Raw genomic sequence first — 23,654 nt, 5'->3', positions numbered from 1 at the left:
CACCGAATCACGCACAAGGTCTTAGATGCGTGAAGCGGAAAATTCGACTCACGCACCAAGCTCGTAGATGCATGACGCGGAAAATCGACGGCACGCGTTTTGGCGCCGTACACGCTGCAGCTGGAGGCGAACACGAAGTGCCCCACGCCGGCCTGCGCGGCCGCCTGCGCCACCGCCACGCTGGCGCGGCAGTTGATCGCATCGGTGACCAGCTCGAAACGCTTACCCATCGCATCGTTGGAGATCGCCGCCAGGTGCACCACCGCGTCGAAGCCCTGCAGCTGCTGCGCAGTGAGATCGCGCACGTCGCCGAACCATTGCTGGTCCAGCACCACTTCCGGCAGGCGGCGTGGGTCGGACAGGCAGTGCGCGAACCAGCCGCGATCCAGCCCCACCAACCAGGCCTGCGGATAGCGCTGTCGCAAATGCGCGGCCACGACCGGGCCGATGTAGCCCATGTTGCCGGTGATCAGAATACGCATGTTGTTACTCCCACACGCGCCAGGGCGCGCGATTGGACGACCAGAGGGTTTCGAGATGATTGCGGTCGCGTAGCGTGTCCATCGGCTGCCAGAAGCCGTCGTGGCGATACACGCTCAGCTCGTCGCGATCGACCAGCGTTTCCAGCGGGCTGTTCTCCCACACGGTGGCATCGCCCTCGATCACATCAATCACGCGCGGATCGAGCACGAAGAAACCGCCGTTGATCAGGCCATCGCCATCCAGCGGCTTCTCGCGGAATCCGGTGACCTGCTCGCCTTCCACCCGCAGGGCGCCAAAGCGGCCGGGCGGTTGCACGGCGGTGACCGTGGCCATGCGGCCTTCGCGCTGGTGCAGCGCGATGGCGGCAGTGATGTCCACATCGGCCACGCCATCGCCATAGGTCATGCAGAACGCGGCCTCCTCGCGCAGATGTTCGCGCACGCGGCGCAACCGGCCGCCGGTCATGGTCTGTGCGCCGGTATCGACCAGCGTCACACGCCAGGGCTCGGCGCGGGTGTTGTGCAAGGTGGTGGTGTTGCTGCCGAGGTCGCAGGTGACGTCGGATTCGCGCATGTGGTAATTCATGAAGAAATCCTTGATCACCTCACCGCGGTAGCCCAGGCAGACGATGAAATCCTGGATGCCGTGGTGCGCGTAGATCTTCATGATGTGCCAGAGGATCGGCTTGCCGCCGATCTCCACCATCGGCTTGGGGCGGATCGCGGTTTCCTCGGAAATGCGCGTTCCCAGGCCGCCTGCCAGAATGACTGCTTTCATTGCTGATCCTTGAACTGAGGCGCCGCTGGTCGCGGCGCAGTGCGATAAGGCGCTAGGCGGTCATGCTCAGCGCGATCGCCGGCGGGCAGGCGGCCTGTTCGGCCATCGTGGCCAGGTTGTCGAGCATGGCAAGGCGCTCGGCCATCAGCGGCGGGGGCGGCACCTGCAGCGTCTGCAGGATCTGCGCCCACCGGTGTGCCCAGTCGTGCCGTCGCAGGCACTGCACGGCGTTGTGCAGACGGGCACGCTCCAGGCGCTCGGTCTGCTGCTCCAGATCGCGCAGGAACGGGCCGATCTCCGCGCCATCGGCCGGCAGCTCGATCACGGCGTCTTCCCAATCGAAATACTGGGCAAATTCCGGACATGCCTGCGCGGAGCCGAGGATCACCGCGCCGCCGGCGGCACCTTCGAAATAGCGTGTTGCCAGCGCCTGTTTTTTCACACCCTTGAAGAATCCCTGGGTGTCGACCACGAAGTCGTGCGCCATGAAGAACTTGGCGCGCTTGATCATGGCGGCCGACTGCAGCCGATGTGCCGCCCAGTCCTGCACCGCGCCGCCGCGCAGCACATCGTGCAGATAGAAGAAATCGGGGTTGGCCTGTGCATGTGCCAGCAAGTGCGCATGCACCTGCGGCATGCGCCGGCCGATGCTGACCACATCGATGCAGCGCTGTGGCGGCCGCGGCAGTGGCGTCGCCAGCAGTGTGTCGCAGGCGCTGGCCAGAAACGACACCGGGGTGCTGGTGTAGCGGCGCAGCGCATCGACGCAACTGGCGTTGAGCACGAAGACATGGTCGAACTGGTCCAGCAGTTTCAGCTCGGCCTTCTGCGAGTCCAGCAATTCCGGCCAGGTTTCCAGCAGATACACCACGCGGGTACGGCAGCGCTCGCGCCATCCCTTGATGCGGGCCAGCGTGCCCAATTCCCTGGGGAACTGGCACACGTAGAAGAACAGGTCATGGTCCTGTTCGACCACCCGGGGCTGTGCGTTGGACAGCGCAGGCCGCCCGCTCAGCCGTTGCAGCGCAGAGACGCCACGGTGTGTGAGTTCGTTGAGCAGATACGACACGCCGGGATTGACGCCGCGTCCGCGGGTGTACTCGGCCGCGGGTGGACACAGCAACTGCGCGTGTTCCAGACTGCGGATCACGTTGAGCAACGCATACGCCTGCCCATTGAAGGCCTCTGGCCATGCCTCGTAATTGGAGGCAAGCAGGACCGAACGCGTTGCGTCCATTCAAACTCCTTCGGTGATTGCAGCTTCGAACCGGACGCGACAGCGCGCGCTCGGGTGGGGGAAGAATGCACACCGCAAATGCGGGAAACGTCTGTAGCGTCGAGTAACGTGATTTACGTTATGTGTCGAGCCGAATATAGGGCTGGTTTGTGAGAAAAAAGTGATGGCGATCACAACAACCCTGTGCGTTCTAGTAGGCGGATAGACTGATCGACCCTCGTGTGAGAACGGCCATGCAAGACGTCGAGTGCATCGTGATAGGTGCCGGAGTGGTGGGGCTGGCAATTGCGCGCGAGCTGGCGATGCGGGGGCACGAGGTGTTGGTGCTGGAATCCGAAGCCGCCATCGGCACCGGGACCAGCGCACGCAATAGCGAGGTGATCCATGCCGGGCTCTACTATCCGGCCGGTTCGTTGAAGGCGCGGTTGTGCATCAGTGGCAATGCACTGTTGTACGCGTACTGCCAGGAGCGCCACGTGCCGCATCGGCGCTGCGGCAAATTGATCATCGCCTGCGACCACGGCCAGCGCGAGCAGCTTGATCGGCTGCACCGTAGCGCCATTGCCAGCGGCGCGCACGGGTTGCTGCCGCTCGACGCGGCACACATGCAGGCGCGCGAGCCGGCCCTGCGCTGCGTCGCGGCGCTGGAGTCCACCACCACCGGCATCATCGACAGCCATGCGCTGATGCTGGCGTTGCAGGGCGATGCCGAAGCGCATGGCGCCACCGTGGCGCTGCGTGCGCACGTCGACCAGGTCGAGCCGCTTGCGCAAGGGCTGCGCGTGACCGTCGCAGGTCAGCCATCGGCACGGCTGTCCTGTGCCTGCCTGGTGAACGCAGCAGGTCATGGTGCACCGCCGCTGGCCGCGCGGATCGATAGCCTGCCAGCGCATGCGCAGGTGCGCGGCTATTTCGCCAAGGGCAGTTACTTCACGCTGGCAGGGCGCTCGCCATTCCAGCAGTTGATCTACCCCATGCCCGAACCCGGTGGCCTGGGTGTGCATCTCACGCTGGATCTGCACGGGCGTGCGCGCTTCGGCCCCGACGTGGAGTGGGTCGCGCAGCCCGACTATCACTGCGCGCCAGGCCATGCCGCGCGGTTTGCCGCAGCGATCCGGCGTTACTGGCCTGGCCTGCCGGACGGCGCGTTGCAGCCCGGCTATTGCGGCGTCCGCCCGAAGATCAGCGCACCAGGCGAGGCGGCGGTCGACTTCCGTATCGATGGTCCGTCCATGCACGGCATCGCCGGTCTGGTGAACCTGTTCGGCATCGAGTCGCCAGGCCTGACCTGTTGCCTGAGCATCGCGCGGCATGTGGCCGCATTGCTGGCTGCCGGGCGCACCGTTCCCGCGCTGCCGGCCTGACGTCGCCGCGCCCTGGCGTTGATTCCGGCTCGCTGGTTCCTTGGGCGAGCGAGGACATCGATGCTCTGCCGATGCTGCATGCCGAGATGGTGTCGGGCAGCATCGGCGCGATCAGGCGCGCGCGCCGGGGCACTGGTAGCGCTATCTACATCTGGCCTGCGACGCGTCGGCCAGCCATCACCGGGAGTGCAAGATTTGCACAGCGAGCGCAGCTGTTTTTTCCTGCAACGTGCGGCCCTGCACCGTCTCGCCTGGCTTTGCGTGTTGGCACGATAGTTGCGTTACCCCCCCTACCAGTGGCGTGATCGACGCATCGAGAGGAGGCACAGTGGAAGACGGACAAAGCAGTACTCGTAGCCGGCGCGGTTTTGCCGCATTGGATCCTGAAAAGCGCCGCGTGTTGGCGAGCAGTGGCGGCAAGGCAGCGCATGCCAGTGGCAATGCGCACGAATTCACCAGCGACGAAGCACGCGAAGCGGGCCGCAAGGGCGGCCAGGCCGTGAGCCGCGATCGCGATCACATGTCGCGGATCGGCAGCAAGGGGGGGCGTTCCAAGCAGGCCAAACCTCAGGAAGAGGCCGTCTAGGCAAGAGTGCGGCGCGCATCCGGCGCGCCGTTCTTGCTGCAGCGGGACCGCAGGCCCTGCACGCGACGTGCGGGGCCTGCGTCGTTTTGCGGACGTGGCCGCCAGGCCACCAGAAAGGCATGAACAATCGATTGCAGCTGCGCAGCGTGTTCGACGACTTTCGCCTTGCTTGAGTTGTTCCAGACGTGACGCAGATGTTGATGTGCAATGCATCACCGGGGTGTCGGAAGTTTTTTCACTGATTGCCGTGCGCACGCTATCGATTGCAGGGAAATATTTCGCAATTGCCTGCTGTGTTTTCGCAAGCGAATGCAGGATTTGCATCCGCTGCAGAGTTTTCAGCAGCGCCAGCCTGCAACCGGACTCGGCCTTGCGGGCCATGGGCATCGCGCCAGCCGCCGAATGGACCACCCAGCGTGAAGCGCTTACCCTGGCCGTCTTTTCAATGGACGGCACCTGGAATGACAGACCGCATGGCGTATCCGATCGGCATTGCAGGGCAACCCTGGGGCGATGCAGAACGCGCCGCATGGCGGGCACGCCAGCGGCGTCAGCGCAGTCATGCGACGGATGTGGTGCAGGTGATCGATGCGCTGAATGCCAGCCTCGAGCGCGTGCCTTACGGAACGATCCAGGCGGCGTCCGAGCACTATCCGCTGATTGCGCTGCGCAGCGCCGGCTGGGACGCCGCGTTGCCCTGGGCGCTGGTGACCGGTGGCGTGCATGGCTACGAAACCAGCGGCGTGCAAGGTGCGCTGCAATTCCTGCAGCACCGTGCCGCAGCCTACGCAGGCAAGCTCAATCTGCTGGTGGCGCCCTGTGTCAATCCGTGGGGCTACGAGCGGGTCCAGCGCTGGAATGCCGAGGCCATCGACCCCAATCGTGCGTTTCGCCCGGACAGCCCGGCCGCCGAGTCGGCGGCATTGATGCAGCTGGTCGCCGCAGTGGCCGGGCAGGCGCTGGTGCACATCGACCTGCACGAAACCACCGACAGCGACGAAAGCGAATTTCGCCCGGCCCTGGCCGCACGTGACGGCGTCGACTTCGTGCCTGGCAGCATTCCCGATGGCTTCTACCTGGTGGGCGACAGCGAAGATCCGCAACCGCAGTTTCAGCAGGCAATCATTGCCGCCGTCGCCGAGGTCACCCATATCGCACCTGCCGATGCAAACGGCCAGATCATCGGCGCAGCGGTGGTCGCGCATGGCGTCATCAATTACCCGGTGCGGCGTCTGGGTTTGTGCGCAGGCGTCACCGGCGCACGGTATCGCACCACCACCGAGGTGTATCCGGACAGCCCACGCGCGACACCTGCGCAGTGCAATGCCGCGCAGGTGGCGGCCATCTGCGCGGCGTTGGACTACGCGCTCGCACATCACTGACACACGGGCCGGCAACGCGCATCGGAGCTGCCGCCACGGCGACGTCAGCATCTGCACCGCTGCGCAAGCGCATGCGCGTTGACCCACTGCGCGGCTAGACTATGCAGTTCGTCAAATGCATGGAAGACACTGGATGACCCACGATGCGATAGACAGTGCACGCAGACGCCTGCTGGGCGGCGCGATGGGAATGGCCATCAGCGGCGGCGTGCTTGCCAGGCAACCCAACACGGAGAACACGATGGCACAGCACACGCAGTGGCAGGATGGCAGCTGGCTCAATCGGCCACGCACCGTCGCGATCGACGGCGGCACACTGGATGTGGTCACCGACAAGGCCACCGATTTCTGGCGCAAGACGCATTACGGGTTTATCCGCGATAGCGGGCATTTTCTCGGCCTCACCGCCGCGGCGCGCTTCACTGCACAGCTGCGGGTGCGCGCGCAATACGAGTCGCTCTACGATCAGGCCGGCATCATGGTGCGCGTGGACGAGCAGCATTGGGTCAAGGCGGGCATCGAGCTCAGCGATGGCCGTGCGATGCTCAGCAGCGTGTTGACCAACCCGGTCTCCGATTGGGCGACCGGCCCCTACGAAGGCGACCCCAAGGATTTCTGGATCCGCGCCACCGTTGCCGACGGCGTCCTGCGTCTGCAGGTATCGGCCGACGGAAAGACCTGGCCGCTGGTGAGGCTTTGCCCGTTTCCCGTTGCCGAGGCATATCAGGTCGGGCCGATGTGCTGCACGCCGGAGCGTGCCGGGCTGAAGGTGCGTTTTTCCGACTGGACGCTTGGTCCGCCGCTGGGCAAGGACCTGCACGATCTGAGTTGATCGCCGCGTGGCAACGCAGCATGCGCGCTGCGTTGCCACGTGTCCCACTGCAGGAGGCGAGGGCGGTACTGCGCGCATCGATCACTGCAGATGCGCGCACATGGCGCGCATCGAACAGATCGCATCACGGCAAGCGCTGCTCGGCCACCGCGTTTGCCACATACGCGGCGACCAGCTCCGCCTCCATCGGCCGGGCCAGCAGATACCCCTGTGCTTCGTCGCATCCCCAACTGCGCAGCAGTGCAATTTCGTCGGCGTGTTCGATGCCTTCTGCCACGGTGCGATATCCCAGCGCACTGGCCAGGCGTACCACCGCCTCGGCGCGCATCTGCATGCCGGCCTTGGTGGCGATGCCGGTCACCAACGAGCGATCGAGCTTGAGGACGTTGACCGGCAGCTCGGTGAGGTAACCGAAGTTGCTGTAGCCGGTGCCGAAGTCGTCGATGGCCACACTGACGCCGGCGTCGCGCAGGGTGCGCAGTCGCGGCACCGCCTCCACATTGCTGCGCAGCCAGCGGCCCTCGGTGATTTCCAGCTCGATCCGCTGGGTGGGAATGGCCAGTTCCCGGCAGCGGTGGATGAGGTCTGCGGCAAGATTGAGGTTGCCGAAATCGCGCGAGGACAGATTGATCGACATGGAAAAATCCAGGCCCTGCGCGCGCCAGCTGGCCAATTGCACCAACGCGTGCTCGATCACCCAGTTGGTGACGGTGCACATCAGGGCGGTCTTTTCGAACAGCGGGATGAATTCGTCCGGGCCGATCGGGCCCAGGCTGGCATGCCGCCAGCGCAGCAGTGCCTCGAAGCCGGTCACCGACAGGTCCTCGAGATTGATCCGGGGCTGGAAGACCAGGCGGAAATCACCGGCTTCCAGGGCCTTTTCGGCGTCCAGCGCCAGCCGGTACGAGCGTTGGATCGCATCGTCGTGGGAGGCGCTGTACCAGCACACGATGGCGTGGTTGCTGATCGCATCGCCCAGCGCCACCAGCCCCTTGCGCATGACATCGTTGGTGTCCGGCTGCTGCGGTGCAAAGCGCACCACGCCCGCATGAAAGGTCAACGACATCGGGATGCCGGCCGCATCCATTGGTGCATGCAACATGTCGCGCAGATCGAGCAACAGGTCCTCCATCTCGTCGGGCGCGGAATTCAACAGGAAGAACGCAAAACGCATCGGTGCCACGTGATAGACGGTGGCCTTGCCGCGCAATGCGCGCGTCAGCACATAGCTGGCGTGGCGCACCAGTTCCTCCAGTGGCTGCATGCCCAGCGCCTGACGCGCTTCATTGGCCGCCTGGGTGTCATAGACCTCGATGAAGGCGGCAATGGTGGGCACGCAGTGGCTGCCGAAGGCGAGGGCATCCAGATCCGACTGCAGCTGGCGTGCATTGAGCAAGCCGCTATGCGGTTCGCGCCGCCCGGCACCGAACTGCAGCTCCAGCTGCGCCGCTGCCACGTTGGCGAACATCAACAGCTGCTGGTGTTCCTGGCTGGCCAGGAGACGCTCACGCGTGTCGATCACGCACAAGGTGCCGGACACGCCGGTCTGCGGCGCACCCACCGGGACGCACGCGATAAACCGTGCCGGCAGGCCCGGAAAGGCAGCGTCGCCCAACTGGATCGGCGCAAGTGCGGCAGGTTCGATCAGTTCCCTCACCCCGTTGGCCGCGGCAGACGCATGCCGGCACAGTTCGATGGCTTGCTCGACATGCTCGGTACTGATGCCGCGCGCCGCCAGCACGCGCACGCGACCACCTTCGACGATGGTCAATGCAGCCGCGGGCGCAACCAGTGCATGGCAGAGCAGGCGCGCGATCTGATCGAGCGGCTCCATGCCGCCCAGGTCGATCGGCACGCCTGACCAGTCGAAGTGCTGTTCCTGCCGTTTGGGGTCCAAAGCAAGCGTCATGTCGTCAGATTCCGTGTTGAACATCACACACCGCATGGCTACTAGAAACAAACCGAGGTCATCGACAGGTGACGATCATCCGGTGTCACGCCGCTGAAGCAATCCGGCCCGCTTTCAATAAACTCCGTCCGCACTATCGAACACGACAATAAACCGGACCGGCGGAACGCCTGCACACAAATACCGTAATCGCTGATCGGCGTCGACGGTTGGCGGTGGTCTTAATGATGAAAGCGGACTCATTCATCGGCAGAGTGTGCTAGCCGATGCCGGAAAGTGCTCCTGCAGCGCAGCATCAAGTGCGCGATCGTCAATCAAATGGCCCGGTTCGCCAGCAGCTCGGTGGCCGCATCAAATCGCCGTCAGGTATTCGGACTCTTCCAGGCATGGTTCGCTCCGTATGCGAAAAAATGCCAGTTTTTTAGCGAGATACAACCAGGCAGACGTGCGGCGACCGTCGCATGAGGCGGCTGGAGAGCGTTGGCGGGCACGAGCAAACCAATCGACAATTTCGACGTGCGTCGTGGGCAGTGTTGTGGTTAGTGATATTCAGCACAGTTTCAAGCGTGGCGATTTTCTTATTAATCTCCCACTATTGTTCGCATGGAGTGGTATTAAACGCACTCATCCGCAGGACGATAAAAGCGGGCGCAGCTTTAATTGCTTTAAACCGACTCGACAGTAAATCAACTTTCTGCTGTTGGAGAGCGCGTGTGTGTGCGTGAGTCTCTGCACGGCGATACAGGGGGAATAAAATGAATCGTGCATTTGCGCTGGTCTGGAACGCAGCAATTGGCAATTGGGTCGTGACGCACGAACTGGTGCGTCGGCGGCGCAAGTCCGGGGCAACCCGCCGCAGTGTGTCGAACCTTGTCGTCCTGGCGGTGGGAGTGGCCGCCCCGATGCTGGCCTGGGGAGCATGCACGCCCGCGGTTCCTGCAGCGGGCGCAACCGTCACCTGCACCGGGCTGCCAATCACCAGCAATAGCTTCACAAGCGGCACCAACAACCTGACTGTCAACGTGGCGGCAGGCACGCAAATGACCGCCGGCTTGCTTGGCGGCACCGCCGTTGCGCTCAGCGGCACCAATTCCACCCTCAACAACAGCGGGACGATCGATCCATCCGTGCTTGGCCTGTTGTCGGTGCTAAGCACCGGCGTCACCATGGGCAATGCCAGTTCCACCGCGGTGACCGCCAACAATCTCGCCGGCGGCGCGATTTACGGCACCGGCGGCGTGCTTGGTGCCAACCTGCTCAATCTCGACGGTATGGCGCTCGGCATCACCTCGGCCAGCAATGGCGTCGTGCAGATCAACAACGCCGGCCTGATCGATAGCCGTGCGTTGTTGAACCTGTCGGTCCTGAGTGCGGATACGCCGGTGATTGCGGTCAGCGGCGGCGGTACCGTCAATGCGGTCAACACCGGCACCATCAACGGGCGCGTGGGCTTCCAGAGCTCGGCCACCGGTAACAGCTTCGTCAATTCCGGCACCATCAACGGCAGCGTGTCGTTGGGGGCAGGCAGCACCAATACCTTCACTGCGGTGACTGGCGGCAGCGTCAACAGCGGCGGCGGGCTGGCGCTCGAATTGCTTGGACCAGGCGGCTTGCTGAGCTTTGCGCAGACCGGTGTGGTGGATGGCGGTGCAGGCGGTACCAATACGCTGATCCTGCAGAATTCGGCCAGCGGAACCGGCAGCGGCAGCACCGGCGTAGGAACGCTCAGCACGGCGCAGTACATCAATTTCGGCAGCCTGCGCGTCAACAGCGGCACCTGGTCGGTGGGAGGCGCAAGCAACTTCGGCAGCAGCGCGCTCAATGGCGGCGTATTGCAGTTCGCCAATCCCGCGCAGCTGGGGACTGCCATCAGCGCCAACGGCGGTGCGCTGGAGGCAGCAGCCGCCGGCCTGAGCCTGTCGCCGGCCGCCGGCATCACGTTGGGCACCGGTGGCCTGACCTTGCAGGGCGCCAATGCGTTGACCGTGGCCAGCCCCATCAACGGCACCGGTGCGCTGACCAAGACCGGTACCGGTGCGCTGGGCCTGACCGGCACCAATACCTTCAGCGGCGGCGTCAACCTGCTCGGCGGGTCACTGACCGTGGGCACCAACAGCGCGTTGGGAACAGGCACCGTCAACGCATCTGCCGGCAGCGTACTTGCGAGTGCGGCCGTCAACCTGCCGAACGCGTTCGTGCTCAACAACGTCATCGGCATCGGCGGTGCCAGCAACCTGCGGCTCGGCGGCGGCGTCAGTGGCGCCGGAGCGCTGAACAAGATCGGCACCGGCACGCTCACCCTTGGCGGCAACAACACCTACGCCGGGGGCACGACGCTGGGTGCCGGGACGCTGCTGATCGAAACCAACACCGCGCTCGGAGCGGGCACGGTGACCGCCGCCGGTGGACAGCTGGAGACCAGCACTCCGCTGACCCTGGCCAACAATTTTGCACTGACCAACACACTGGGCGTGGGCGCCAGCGGCAACGCGCTCACGTTGACCGGCACGCTTGCCGGTGCCGGTGGCATCAACAAGACCGGCACCGGCACGCTCTCGCTCGGCGGTACCAACACCTTCACTGGCGGCACCACGCTGGCATCGGGCACCTTGCAACTGGGTACTGCTTCGGCACTGGGCACCGGTGCCTTGAATGTCACTGGCGCGTCCAACCTCAGCAGCAGTGCGCCACTGACGGTGGCCAACGGCATCAGCCTGGGCGGGCCGTTGAACTGGACCGGCGCGCAGGCGCTGACGTTGAGCGGTGCCATCAACGGTGGCGGCAGCCTGATCAAGAGCGGCGCGGGCGACCTCACGCTGAGCGGCAACAACGCCTACACCGGCGGCACCAGCTTGAATACCGGGCGCCTGGTGGTAGGCGCGAACGCGGCACTGGGCACCGGCACATTGACCGCAAGCGGCGGCGAGCTGGATGCCACCGCAGCGGCAACCCTGGGCAACACGATTGCACTCACCGGCACCTTGGGCGTGGGCAGCAGCGGCAATGCCGTGAACCTGACCGGCGCCATCGGCGGCACCGGTGCGTTGACCAAGCTTGGCACCGGCACCCTGACCCTGGGCGGCCTGAACACCTATACCGGCGGCACCAACCTCAATGCCGGCACCTTGCAGGTGGCCAGCGGCACCGCACTGGGCACGGGTGCGTTGAACGTCACCGGCAATGCGGCCCTGCAAAACACGGCGGCCACCTCGCTGAGCAACGCGATCGCGTTGACCCCGGGTGCGTTGACACTCAGCGGGGCGCAGGCACTGACGCTGAGCGGCGCGGTCAGCGGGACCGGAAGCCTGGTCAAATCCGGCAGCGGCGATCTCACGCTGAGCGGCAACAATCTGTACAGCGGCGGTACCACGCTCAGCGCGGGCAAACTGACGGTGGGCAGCGACACCGCGCTCGGTGTCGGCGCGCTCAACGCGGCGGCTGGCACCACCCTGGACACTGCAACCGTCAGCACGCTGGCCAATGCCATTGCATTGGCGGGCCTGGTCGATGTGGGGGGCAGCAACGCGCTCACACTCAGTGGCGCCATCACCGGTGTGGGCAGCCTGGACAAGCTGGGTCCCGCCAGCCTGACCCTGGCCGGCAACAACAGCTATACCGGGGGGACGCGGCTGAGTGCAGGCAGCCTGATCCTGGGCAGCGACACGGCCTTGGGGCTTGGCACCCTGACCGTCGGTGGCGGGCTGCTCGACAGCACTGCCGCACGTGCTTTCGCCAACAATGTCGCGCTGGAAGCGGATCTGCAACTCGGCGGCAGCCAGGATCTCACCCTCACCGGTGCGGTCAGCGGCGTGGGTGGCATCGTCAAGGACGGTGGCGCTGCATTGACGTTGGCTGGATCGAACAGTTTCGCCGGTGGCGTGGATCTCAATGCAGGCGCCTTGCTGCTCGGCAACGGCGCAGCATTGGGCACCGGAGCGCTGACCGCTGCCGATGGCACACAATTGCAGGCCACCGCCGCGACCACGATCGGCAACGCTGTGGTGCTCAACGGTGCGCTCTCGCTCACCGGCAACAACGATCTTGGCGTCACCGGCATCGTCAGTGGCGTAGGCAGCCTGATCAAGCAGGGCGCTGGTGCGCTGACGCTCACCGGTAACAATGTCTACACCGGCGGTACCTTGCTCGACACCGGCACCCTGGTGGTCGGCAGCGATACTGCACTCGGCACCGGCGCGCTCACGGCTGCCGATGGCACCCAGCTCACGGCCAGCACTGCGGTGACGCTGCAGAACGCGGTCAACGTCGCCGGTCAACTCGGCATCGATGGCCAGAACCTCACGCTCGATGGCGTGGTCGACGGCGCCGGCAGCCTGATCAAGAACGGCACGCAAACGCTCACCCTCAATGGCAGCAATACCTGGGCGGGCGGACTGCAATTGCAGGGCGGCGCAGTGGTGGTCGGCAGCGACACCGCACTGGGGTTGGGCACGCTCAGCGCCGCGGCTGGTACCACGCTGGATGCCAGCACTGCGGTGACACTGGGCAATGCGCTTGCCTTGAATGGCGCCCTCACGTTGCCAGGCACGCAGGACATCACGCTCAATGGCGTCATCAGCGGCACTGGCAGTCTCGATAAGCAAGGCGCTGCCACGCTGACCTTGGCCAATGCCAATACCTTCAGCGGCGGTGTTGCGCTCGATGCCGGGCGTCTGGTGCTCGGCAACGACACTGCCTTGGGTGTGGGTGCGCTGCTGGTCGGCGGCCCTGCCGAACTGGATGCCACTGCCGCATTGACGCTGGGCAATGCGGTGCAGTTGAACGATCAGCTCACGCTGATCGGCAGCAACGATCTGGGCTTGAACGGTGCCATCACCGGCACCGGCAGCCTGATCAAGAATGGCGCCACCACGGTGTCGCTCAACGCGGGCAACAGCTATAGCGGTGGCACCACGTTGACGGCCGGTACCATCGCGGTCGGCGCCAACGACGCACTCGGCACCGGCAGCCTGTCAGTCGTCGGTAATGCGGCGCTAAGCAATGCGATTGCAGTGGCATTGGGCAACGACATCGCGCTTGGCGCAGCACTCACCGTGGACAACGGTGCAGACATGCTGGTCAGCGGCAACATCAGCGGGACCGGCGACTTGATCAAGACCGGCGCCGGCACCCTGACCTTGAATGGCAGCAACAGCTACACCGGCCCGCTGGCGATCCAGGCCGGCACGCTGGTGGCCAGCACGGCCGCCTCGCTTGGCAACGCCAGCAATGTCGATGTCGCTGCAGGTGCAGTGCTGAATCTCAGCACCGGTGGCCTGATCACCGCGCTCAGCGGCGCCGGCAATGTCACTACCGATGCCGGCGGCACGCTGCAGTTGGGTGGCGGCGATTTTGCCGGCAGCCTGGGCGGCGGCGGCAGTCTGGACAAGGTTGGCGCGGGCACGGTGCGCCTGCTCGGCAGCAGCGCGATTGGTGGTGCCACCCAGGTCAGCGGCGGCACCCTGGATGTGATCGGCAGCCTGGATACCAGCGCGTTGAACGTGGCGCTGGGCGGCAGCCTGACCGGCACCGGCACCACCGGCAGCGTGGCCAGCAACGTGACCATCGCCGACGGCGGCCGGCTGGCATTGAGCAGTGGCTCCTCGCTCAGCGTGGGTGGCCTGACCCTGGCGCCGGGTGCGTTTTTGGACGTCGCACTGGCAGCGCCGAGCACTACGCGGCTGCTCGCGGTCAACGGCGACCTCACCCTGGACGGCACGCTCAACATCACCGACCTCGGTGGGTTCGGCACGGGCGTGTATCGCCTGATCGACTACACCGGCCTGCTCACCAACAACGGCCTGGCGATCGGCCTGTTTCCGGGCAGCGTGGATCTCAGCCAGCTCGCGCTGCAAACCGCCATCGGCCAGCAACTGAACCTGGTGGTGACGGCGCCGGGCAGCATCGTGCAGTTCTGGGATGGGGTGCAGACCACGGCCAACGGCACTGTCGATGGCGGTGCAGCCACGTGGGGGGCGGCGACCAACTGGACCACCCAGGACGGCACTGCCAACAGCACCTGGCAAGGCGATTTCGCGGTCTTTGCCGGCAGCGCCGGCACGGTGGGCGTGGCGGGCACGCAGGACATCGGCGGCCTGCAGTTCGTCACCGATGGCTATCAGTTGACCGACGCCGGCGCGGGTGGGCTGGCGGTGACCGCCCCGCTGACCGCGATCCGGGTGGATCCAGGTGCAACCGCCACCATCGATGTGGCGATCTCCGGCAGCGGTGGCGTGGAAAAACTCGACACCGGCACGCTGGTGCTCGATGCGGCCAACAGCTACACCGGCGGCACCGCACTCAGCGGAGGCACCCTGGTGCTGGGCGACGCGCAGGCACTTGGCAGCGGCGCGTTGACCGCCGCAACCGGCACCAGCCTCGATAGCAACCAGGCATTGGCGCTCGGCAATGCGGTGGCGCTCACGGGTGCGCTCACCCTGGTCGGCAGCAACGACCTGAGCCTGTCCGGCCCGATCAGCGGTGCGGGCAGCCTGATCAAGAACGGCACTTCCACGCTCACGCTCGATGGTGCCAACAGCTACGTCGGCGGCAGCGTGTTGAACGCAGGCACCCTGGCGGTGGGCAGCAACACCGCGCTGGGCGTCGGCAGCCTGTCGGTGCTGGGCAATGCCACCTTGAGCAATGCGATTGCGCTGGCATTGGGCAATAACGTCAACCTGGGCGCGGATCTGACCATTGCCAGTGCGGACGATCTGGCCTTGACCGGGGTGCTGAGTGGCGCGGGTGCCGTGACCAAGACGGGCCTGGGCACCTTGACCTTGTCCGGCGGCAACACGTTCACCGGCCCGGTGTCGGTGCAGGCCGGCGTGCTCGCCACCGCCGCCCCCGGCGCGTTAGGCAACACCAACGCCGTGGACGTTGCCGCAGGTGCCGGGCTCTCGCTCGGCAGCAATGCGGCCCTGGGTGCAGTGACCGGGCAGGGCAATGTCGCCGTGCTGGGCGGCAACACGCTGCAGCTTGGCGCCAACAACGTCGGCAGTACTTTTGCCGGCAGCCTGAGCGATGCAGGCAATCTGGACAAGGTCGGCACCGGCACCTTGCAGCTCACCGGCACCAGCGCGCTCGGCGGCACCACCCAGGTCACCGCCGGCACGCTGGATGTGGATGGCACGCTGGCCAGTGCCGGCGGCCTGACCGTGGGCAGCGGTGGCAGCCTGAGCGGCAGCGGGGTGGTCGATGCGGCGGTGACGGTGAGTGATGGCGGCCGCCTGGTGGTGAGCAGTGGCGCAGTGCTCACCACCGGCAGCCTGAGCCTGGCTCCCAACGCCACGCTCGACGCGTTCCTGGGCGTCCCCAGCCAGACCGGCGTGTTGGCGGTCAATGGCGATCTCACCCTGGACGGCACGCTCAACATCACCGACATCGGCGGGTTCGGCACCGGCGTGTATCGCCTGATCGACTACACCGGTGGGTTGACCGACAACGGGCTGGGCGTTGGCACGCTGCCCGGCAACGTGGACCCGGCCCAGCTGACGCTGCAGACCGCGCTGGCCCAGCAGGTCAACGTGGTGCTGGTGTCGCCCGGCAGCAACGTGCAGTTCTGGGACGGTGCGCAGACGATCGCCAATGGCAGCATCGACGGTGGCGCAGGCATCTGGGCGGCCGGCCCCAGCAACTGGACCTCGATCGATGGGCTGAGCAACGGCAACTGGCAGAACAGTTTTGCCGTGTTCGCCGGTACCGCCGGCAACGTGGGCGTGCAGGGCACGCAAGGCATCACCGGCATGCAGTTCGCCAGCGACGGGTATGTGCTGAGCGATGCCGGCGCCGGTGCAGTGAGCGCCAATGCGGCCACCACCATCATCCGGGTCGATCCCGGCGTCACCGGCACCATCGACGTCGGTATCGGCGGCACGGGCACGCTGCAGAAACTCGATACCGGCACGCTGGTGCTGGGCGCTGCCAATACCTACACCGGCGGCACCGCGCTCGGCGGCGGCACGCTGGTGCTGGGCGATGCGCAGGCACTGGGAACCGGCACCTTGACCGCAGCAGCCGGCACCAGCCTCGATACCGATCAGGCATTGGCCGTGGGCAACGCGGTGGTGCTCGACGGTGCGGTGACGCTGCTCGGCAGCAACGATCTGGCCCTGACCGGCGCGATCAGCGGTGCCGGCGGCGTGATCAAGGCCGGCGCGTCCACGCTCACGCTCAGTGGCAACAACAGCTATACCGGCGGGACCGTGCTGAGCGATGGCACCTTGTCGATCGGCAGCAACGCCGCGTTGGGCACCGGCACCTTGGCGGTGGTCGGCGATGCGGTGCTGACCAACCCTGTTGCCGCAGCGGTGGGCAATGCGCTCACCCTGGGCGCTGCGCTGCGCGTCGACAACCCGGCAAACCTCACGCTTGCCGGCGATATCGGTGGCAGCGGCGCGCTGATCAAGACCAACACCGGCACGCTGACACTGGACGGCAGCAATGGCTACAGCGGTGGCACCACGGTCAATGCCGGCACCCTGGTCGGCGACAGCGCCAGCCTGCAGGGGGCCATCGTCGATAACGCGACGCTGGCATTCAACCAACTGGCTGACGGCGTGTTCACCGGGTCGATCACCGGCACCGGCAGTGTGATCAAGGATGGCGCCGGCGCGTTGTTGCTCAACGGTGCAAACGGGTACACCGGCGGCACCACGATCACGGCCGGCACCTTGATCGGCGATACCACTAGCCTGCAGGGCGATATCGCCAACAACGCGGCACTGGTGTTCAACCAGGACACCGGCGGCGTCTATGCCGGCACGCTCAGCGGCACCGGCTCATTGCAGAAGGCCGGCACCGGCGCGCTGCAACTGCTCGGGCCCAACACCTACACCGGCGGCACCGTGATCAGCGCCGGCAGCTTGATCGGCAACAGCACCAGCCTGCAGGGCAACATCGTCGACAACGCCACGCTGGTGTTCGACCAGGCCAGCGATGGTGTCTTCGCCGGTGCAGTCAGCGGCACAGGCAGCGTGGTCAAGCAGGGGGCAGGGGCGTTGACGCTTGCCGAGGCCAGCAGCTACAGCGGCGGCACTGCGCTTGCCAGCGGCAGCTTGGTGCTGGGCGATGCACAAGCACTGGGCACCGGGACGTTGACCGCCGCGATCGGCACCACGTTGGATACCGATCAGGCACTGACAGTCGCCAACGCGGTCGAGCTGACAGGTGCAGTCGCAGTTGCGGGCAGCAACGATCTCACCTTGACCGGTCCGGTGACCGGCACCGGCGGGTTGATCAAGAATGGTGCTTCCACGCTGACACTGGACGGCAGCAATAGCTACAGCGGTGGCACCACGGTCAATGCCGGCACCCTGGTTGGCGACAGCGCCAGCCTGCAGGGGGCCATCGTCGACAACGCGACGCTGGCATTCAACCAGCTGGCCGACGGCGTGTTCACCGGGTCGATCACCGGCACCGGCAGCGTGATCAAGGATGGCGCCGGCGCGTTGCTGCTCAACGGTGCGAATGGCTACACCGGCGGCACCACGATCACGGCCGGCACCTTGATCGGCGACACCACCAGCCTGCAGGGCGATATCGCCAACAACGCGGCACTGGTGTTCAACCAGAACACGGCCGGCGTCTATGCCGGCACGCTCAGCGGCACCGGCTCACTGCAGAAGGCCGGCACCGGCGCGTTGCAACTGCTCGGGCCCAACACCTACACCGGCGGCACCGTGATCAGCGCCGGCAGCCTGATCGGCAATACCACCAGCCTGCAGGGCAATATCGTCGACAACGCCACGCTGGTGTTCGATCAGGCCAGCGATGGCGTGTTCGCCGGTGCAGTCAGTGGCACGGGCAGCGTGGTCAAGCAGGGGGCAGGGGCGTTGACGCTGGTGGCACCCAATACCTATAGCGGTGGCACCACCATCGCCAGCGGCAGCCTGATCGGCACCACCACCAGCCTGCAGGGCAACATCGTCGACAACGCGACACTGGTGTTCGACCAGGCCGGCGATGGCACGTTTGCCGGCAACATCACCGGTAGCGGTACGGTAATCAAGAACGGTGCGGGTGCGTTGACGCTGGATGGTGTCAACGCCTATCTCGGTGGCACCACGATCAACGCCGGTACAGTGATCGGCGATACCGACAGCCTGCAGGGCAACATTGCCAACAACAGCGCGCTGGTGTTCCAGCAAGCCAGTAATGGCACCTACGCGGGAATCCTGTCGGGCAGCGGCAGCCTGCTCAAGGATGGCGTGGGCACCTTGCTGGTCACTGCAAACAGCGGCGGCTTCACCGGGCCGATCACAGTTGCTGCGGGCACCCTGAGCGTGGGCAACCCGGCCAATCCGGGTGCCGCGTTGGGCGGGCCGGTCACGGTGGGCCCAGGCGGCACACTCACCGGCAGCGGCAGCGTCGGCGGCCTGAGCTCGGGCGGTACCGTGGCGATCGGTGGCGGCGTCGGCACCATCAGCGTCGGCGGCGATGCCACGCTCGGCAGCGGGTCCACCTTGCAGGTCACGCCGGGCGCAGGCGGTGCGGTCACACCCATCAGTGTGGGCGGTGCGGCCACGCTGGCGCCGGGCAGCACCCTGCAACTGGTGCGTGCGACGGATCTGCCGTTGTTTACCGAGATTCCGGTCATCAACGCCGCTGGCGGGCTCACCGGGCAGTTCGGCAGTGTCGTCTCCGACTATGCCTTCGTTTCACCGAATGTCAGCGCCAGCGCCACCGCGCTGTCGGTGTCGTTCGGCCGCAACACCGAGGCCATGGTCGATGCGGTCACCGCGCCGAACCAGCAGGCTGCCGCAGCGGCCGTGGATGGCTTGCCAACCACCAGCCCGGTCTACCAGGCGGTGGTGCGTCTGCCCGACGACCCGCAGGCGATCAGCACGGCGTTTGCCTCGTTGTCGGGCGAAAGCCATGCCAGCACGGCGACCGCCTTGCTGGATAGCCGCTTCCTGCAGAGCGGGGTCGGCAATCACCTGCGTGGCGACACTCAGGATGCGCGCGTGGGTGACACCACGGTCTGGATCACCGGCCGTAGCCTGCCCAACCGTGTCGATGGCGATGCCAACGCCGCCTCGGTGCGACGCGAGGACAACGGCATCATGGCTGGTGCGGAACGGCGCATCGGCGAGCGCACTGTGGTCGGTATCGCGGTCGGTAACCAGGACATCGAAACACGCTCGCGCGAGTCCCTCGATCGTTCCGATATCGATGGCACCCATGCCGGCATCTACGGCCAGGCCGATTGGTCCGCGTTCGCTCTGCAGGCGTCGGTCGACTACGCGGACTACAGCGTGGACAGCAGCCGCCGGGTGATGCTGCCCGATGTGCTCGAAGAGCGGCTGACCAGCGATTACGACGCGAAGGCCATCACCGTATCGATGGAAGCGGCATGGAACCTGCGCACCGGCAATGCGGTGTACAGCCCCTTCGTCGCGGCGGACTACACGCATCTGAAGACCGATGGTTTCAACGAGCGTGGCGGGGTTGCCGGGCTGCTGGTCGACAGTGCCAAGGACGAGTACACCACCAGCACGGTGGGTCTGCGCGGGCGCTGGCAATTGGGTCCGGCCGCCGGGGTGTATGCCTCGGTCGGGTGGCGCCATGCATTCGGCGACCGCGCCGTGCAGCGGTCGGCCGGTTTCATCGGCACCGGTTCGCAGTTCTCGGTGCAGAGCGTCACGCTGGCGAAGAACGCGGTGGTCGGCGAACTGGGCGTGAGCCTGATCACCTCGCCCAACAGCCGCATGGCGCTGTCGTTGCAAGGACTCAACGGCGATGGCCAGACCGCATACGGCGGCCAGGTCACCTGGGGCTGGAACTTCTGATGCACCGCAAACCAGAAAGCCCCGGCACTGCCGGGGCTTTTTTTCGACACCAGCGCAGGCACGCCCATCGCAACGACTGCACCGCCAGGTGCGGGTCGGCTGCCTCGGCAACCGCACCCCGGGCGTAGCGCGTACCGATTTTGCACGCCAGCCACGCAGCCTTGCCGCTGCACCGCGGGTTGCGGCCGGCGCTTAGAACTGCCAGCGCAGACCGACATTGGCATTGATGCTGTTGGCATCCGAACGACCGCGCTCGGCGCCCACGTTGCCGTAGATGGAGAAGGCATCGTTGAGCTGGTAACGCACGCCGACCGAGGCACGTGCCGACTGCTTGGACAGCGGCTCACCGGCCACGTTGAAGCGCGCTTCCGGCAGGCCGGTGAACCACGCGGTGAAATCAGAGTTCGGGTCGCCGAGCAGCGAACGGTAAGCGATCAAGCCATCGAAGCCCCACTTGCCGCGCACCAGATGGCCGCGCACGCCCACCTCGCCGTAGCCGGCGCGCAGCGTGTCGCTGTTGGCGCTCAACCCCAGGCCGGTGGCCGATGCCTCGCTGAAGGCATCCTGGGTCTGGCTGACCACGCCTGCGGCGATGAACGGCGACAGCCCAGCCTGCGGCATCAGGCCGACTTCGGCGCGTAGCGACCAGTTGGTGTCGTGGCGGCGATCCTGCAGGCGCTCGCCGATGCTGCCGGCCTGCACCGTGCGTTCGGTGTCCACGTTGCTCATGCCGTACGAACCGATCCCGGACACATATGCCTGGCCGATCGGCTGATACAGGTACGCGGTCATCGCATAGCGGTCCGAGCGCAGGCGGCTGGCCGATGCGTCGATATGCGCACGATCCTGACCCGAACTGAGCGCCGCACCCACGATGGTGCCGGCGCTGCCCATCGGCAGATCCACGCCGACGGTGGTGGCCTGCTGGGTGTAATCGGCCGAGTCGAACCCCTTGCCGCCCAACTCGCCGTCCAGATAGCTGCCCTGCATCCAGGTGGTCAGCGACCTGGTGTCGGCCAGATAGGGCAGGCGATCGGCCGCCACGCGCGCATCGTTGAGCGCGGACTGGAAGCCCAGCGTGCGCTCGATGCCGTGCACCTGACCGGCCAGGGTCGGCAGCGATGCGGCTACCTGCGCATCATTGGCCGCCAGCAGCGCGCCGGTGGCGCTGATCAGGCCACCCAGGTTATCGGTATCGCCGGCGGCCACACGCGTGTCCAGCACCTTGACCAGCGTATCGGCCTGGGTGGCACCGTTGACCACCGACTGCGGCGCACCGGCCGCCTGCGCGCTGGCAGCGGAGGCATTGCGGGTCAGCGTGGCGGTGACGGTGGTGGGGTCGTAGGCGAGCGAGGCGGTCCAGAAGAAGTTGTTGGCGTACTGCACGCGGTCGAAGCTGCCTTGCAGCGCGCCGGCCTTGACGATCTTTTCGCTGCTGCCGACGCTGTAGCCAGCCGCTTCCGGCAGCAACAGCAGGTTGCCCTTCAAGCTGGCCTGGCCGGTGACGGTCAGCCCCTTGCCCAATTCGATGGCGGTGGTGCCGGTGGTGTTGGCCAGGCTGTAGCCACCGTTGATGACCCCGCCGCGCGATTCGAACGTGGCCGAGTTGAGCACGATGACGTCCGAGCGCAGGCTGCCGGACAGGGCGAGCACGCCGTCGCTGACGCTGGTGCCGCCGGTGTAGCTGTTGTTGCCGCTGAGCGTGAGCTTGCCGGCGCCGTTCTTGGTCAGGTTGCCGGCGCCGGAGATGTCGTTGCTGAAGGTGCTGTCGTAGCCGGACGTCACGTTGGCCGACCAGTTGTTGATGAACTGCGCCGGGCCCTTGATCGCCTTGGCCGCATTGACCAGGCCGAAGCCGTACAAGGCGTCCACGCCGGGGTCGCCCAGGTCGGTGGCGGTGGTCAGCAAGGTCTGCTGCAGGTTGGAGGCGCTCATCCACGGATACACACCGAGCACCTGGGCCGCGATGCCACTCACTGCGGCAGTGGAGAACGAGGTGCCGGCGATCTGGCCCTGCAGTTCGGTACCGGCCAGCGCCGGTGCGAAGTAGCTGCCCGGCGCCACCAGGCACCACTGCGCCGCGGCGCCGCAATGGTTGGAATAGCTGGTCAGGCCGGCGGCATTGCCGGCGCTGTCGATGTTGACCGCGCCCACGGCCAGCCAGTTGTTGCGCAGGCTGGCTTCCTGCACCGGCGTCGCGGCCGGGTAGGAGGCTTCTGCCGCGCCGTCGTTGCCGGTGGCGGCCACGATCAACGCATCGGCCTGCACCAGCGGGGTCAGCGCGTACTTCCAGGCCAGGGCCGCATTCGCGCTGCTGGCCGCATCCGCATAGGAGGCACCGATCGACAGGTTGGCGATGCGCACGCCGGCAGCGGCCAGGTCCACCGCGGCGCTGCGGGTCTGCTGGGTGCCGCAGGAATTTTCGGCGCAGATACGCGCATAGAGCAGGTCCGCATCCGGGGCGATGCCGCCAGCGAAGCCGTCCTGCGCATTGCCCAGCACCAATGCCGAGATGATGGTGCCGTGGCCGCGCAGCGCGTTCGACGCCGATTCCGGTGTGCCGGGGCTGGCGGTGTAATCGGTGAACGCATCGACCTTGCCGCTGACCGGCGCGTAGCTGCCGTAGAGATTGTCGTCCAGCACGGCCAGCTTGACGCCCTGACCCTTGGCACCGGCCTGCTGCGCCAGATCTGCGTTGGTCGGCACCAGCAGGTTGCTGCCCAGGCCCTGGTAGCGGGCGGGCGCAGGTGCAGGCGCCGGGGCGGCCTTGGGCAGCGGATCGGCTGTAGGCGTTTCCGACGGCGTCGGGGTCGTGGGCGGCGTTGGCGCGGTCGGCGTGGTCGGCGTGGTGGGTGCAGGCGTCGACGGGGTCGGGGCGACCACCGTGGTCTGCGGCGGATCACTGCGGACATTGCCGCCACCGCCACCGCCGCCACAGGCAGTCAGGAAAAGGCAGGAGGCGATGGTGGTTGCGAGTAGCGAGCGATTCATGGGTTGGTCGATTCCGGTAGTGGCGCGCCGCAACTGCAAAAACCTAAAATTTGGCGCAGACGATTCCAGCACCGGCGATGGCCGGCGTGGCATATTGGTTTCACGCGTTATTCACTTTATCCGCCGCGAATCTGTCCCCTCAGATAAGCGCTCCGGATAACACGGTAATGCGCCAATGCATTCGACCGTGTGCTTGCGAGATTGTTTAACGGCGCTAGCGATAAACTCTAAAACCTGAACGGACAGTTGCTATTCAGAGAAAAACGCTACGCATAGAATTCAACGATCTAATCCATAGCTAAATTGG

The 23,654-nt window shown here is 66.0% G+C and carries 10 protein-coding genes; 5 read left to right on the top strand and 5 right to left on the bottom strand.

From position 1 onward, the window contains the following. From CPBF1521_RS11730 to CPBF1521_RS11720, 3 genes are all read right to left on the bottom strand, one after another. Positions 1-482 (bottom strand): NAD-dependent epimerase/dehydratase family protein (locus tag CPBF1521_RS11730; protein WP_235858438.1); only part of this gene is annotated, 482 nt, incomplete at its 3' end. Between the two features lie 4 nt (positions 483-486). Beyond that, entirely contained in the window at positions 487-1,260 is a 774-nt protein-coding gene (gene rfbF / locus CPBF1521_RS11725) for a glucose-1-phosphate cytidylyltransferase (RefSeq protein WP_047125361.1), read from the bottom strand. 52 nt (positions 1,261-1,312) lie between these two features. Next, positions 1,313-2,497 (bottom strand): glycosyltransferase family protein, encoded by a 1,185-nt coding sequence (locus CPBF1521_RS11720; protein ID WP_115677055.1) that lies wholly within the window; start codon positions 2,495-2,497, stop codon positions 1,313-1,315. Positions 2,498-2,730: 233 nt separating this feature from the next. Between CPBF1521_RS11720 and CPBF1521_RS11715 the strand changes: the two genes are divergently transcribed. From CPBF1521_RS11715 to CPBF1521_RS11700, 4 genes are all read left to right on the top strand, one after another. Further along, complete coding sequence (locus tag CPBF1521_RS11715; RefSeq protein WP_115677054.1) at positions 2,731-3,861, top strand: NAD(P)/FAD-dependent oxidoreductase; 1,131 nt, start codon at positions 2,731-2,733, stop codon at positions 3,859-3,861. 328 nt (positions 3,862-4,189) lie between these two features. Continuing rightward, positions 4,190-4,447, top strand: a complete 258-nt coding sequence (locus tag CPBF1521_RS11710; RefSeq protein WP_024940389.1) for a KGG domain-containing protein — start codon at positions 4,190-4,192, stop codon at positions 4,445-4,447. Positions 4,448-4,908: 461 nt separating this feature from the next. Further along, complete coding sequence (locus tag CPBF1521_RS11705; protein ID WP_115677053.1) at positions 4,909-5,829, top strand: M14 family metallopeptidase; 921 nt, start codon at positions 4,909-4,911, stop codon at positions 5,827-5,829. 133 nt (positions 5,830-5,962) lie between these two features. After that, positions 5,963-6,661 carry a DUF1349 domain-containing protein gene (locus tag CPBF1521_RS11700; protein WP_115677052.1) on the top strand — a complete coding sequence of 233 codons (699 nt, stop codon included), beginning with the start codon at positions 5,963-5,965 and terminating at the stop codon, positions 6,659-6,661. Between the two features lie 124 nt (positions 6,662-6,785). Here the strand turns inward: CPBF1521_RS11700 and CPBF1521_RS11695 are convergent, their stop codons facing one another. Further along, entirely contained in the window at positions 6,786-8,597 is a 1,812-nt protein-coding gene (locus tag CPBF1521_RS11695) for an EAL domain-containing protein (protein WP_104648744.1), read from the bottom strand. Positions 8,598-9,325: 728 nt separating this feature from the next. Here CPBF1521_RS11695 and CPBF1521_RS11690 point away from each other — a divergent pair. Next, complete coding sequence (locus CPBF1521_RS11690; protein ID WP_115677051.1) at positions 9,326-20,356, top strand: autotransporter-associated beta strand repeat-containing protein; 11,031 nt, start codon at positions 9,326-9,328, stop codon at positions 20,354-20,356. A 192-nt stretch (positions 20,357-20,548) separates the two neighbouring features. Here the strand turns inward: CPBF1521_RS11690 and CPBF1521_RS11685 are convergent, their stop codons facing one another. Then, positions 20,549-23,347, bottom strand: coding sequence for a S8 family serine peptidase (locus tag CPBF1521_RS11685; protein ID WP_115677050.1), 2,799 nt, complete (start codon positions 23,345-23,347; stop codon positions 20,549-20,551). Positions 23,348-23,654 lie beyond the last annotated feature (307 nt).

The sequence above is a fragment of the Xanthomonas euroxanthea genome, from assembly GCF_900476395.1.
GTDB classification, from domain to species: Bacteria; Pseudomonadota; Gammaproteobacteria; order Xanthomonadales; family Xanthomonadaceae; genus Xanthomonas; species Xanthomonas euroxanthea.
The sequence above is the reverse complement of the archived record's forward strand: the minus strand, read 5'-3'. Positions and strand labels throughout refer to the sequence as shown.

Coding starts and splice junctions, on each gene's coding strand:
- rfbF (WP_047125361.1), bottom strand. CDS start 1,260: ATGAAAGCAGTCATTCTGGCAGGCGGCCTGGGAACGCGCATTTCCGAG.
- CPBF1521_RS11720 (WP_115677055.1), bottom strand. CDS start 2,497: ATGGACGCAACGCGTTCGGTCCTGCTTGCCTCCAATTACGAGGCATGG.
- CPBF1521_RS11715 (WP_115677054.1), top strand. CDS start 2,731: ATGCAAGACGTCGAGTGCATCGTGATAGGTGCCGGAGTGGTGGGGCTG.
- CPBF1521_RS11705 (WP_115677053.1), top strand. CDS start 4,909: ATGACAGACCGCATGGCGTATCCGATCGGCATTGCAGGGCAACCCTGG.
- CPBF1521_RS11700 (WP_115677052.1), top strand. CDS start 5,963: ATGACCCACGATGCGATAGACAGTGCACGCAGACGCCTGCTGGGCGGC.
- CPBF1521_RS11690 (WP_115677051.1), top strand. CDS start 9,326: ATGAATCGTGCATTTGCGCTGGTCTGGAACGCAGCAATTGGCAATTGG.
- CPBF1521_RS11685 (WP_115677050.1), bottom strand. CDS start 23,347: ATGAATCGCTCGCTACTCGCAACCACCATCGCCTCCTGCCTTTTCCTG.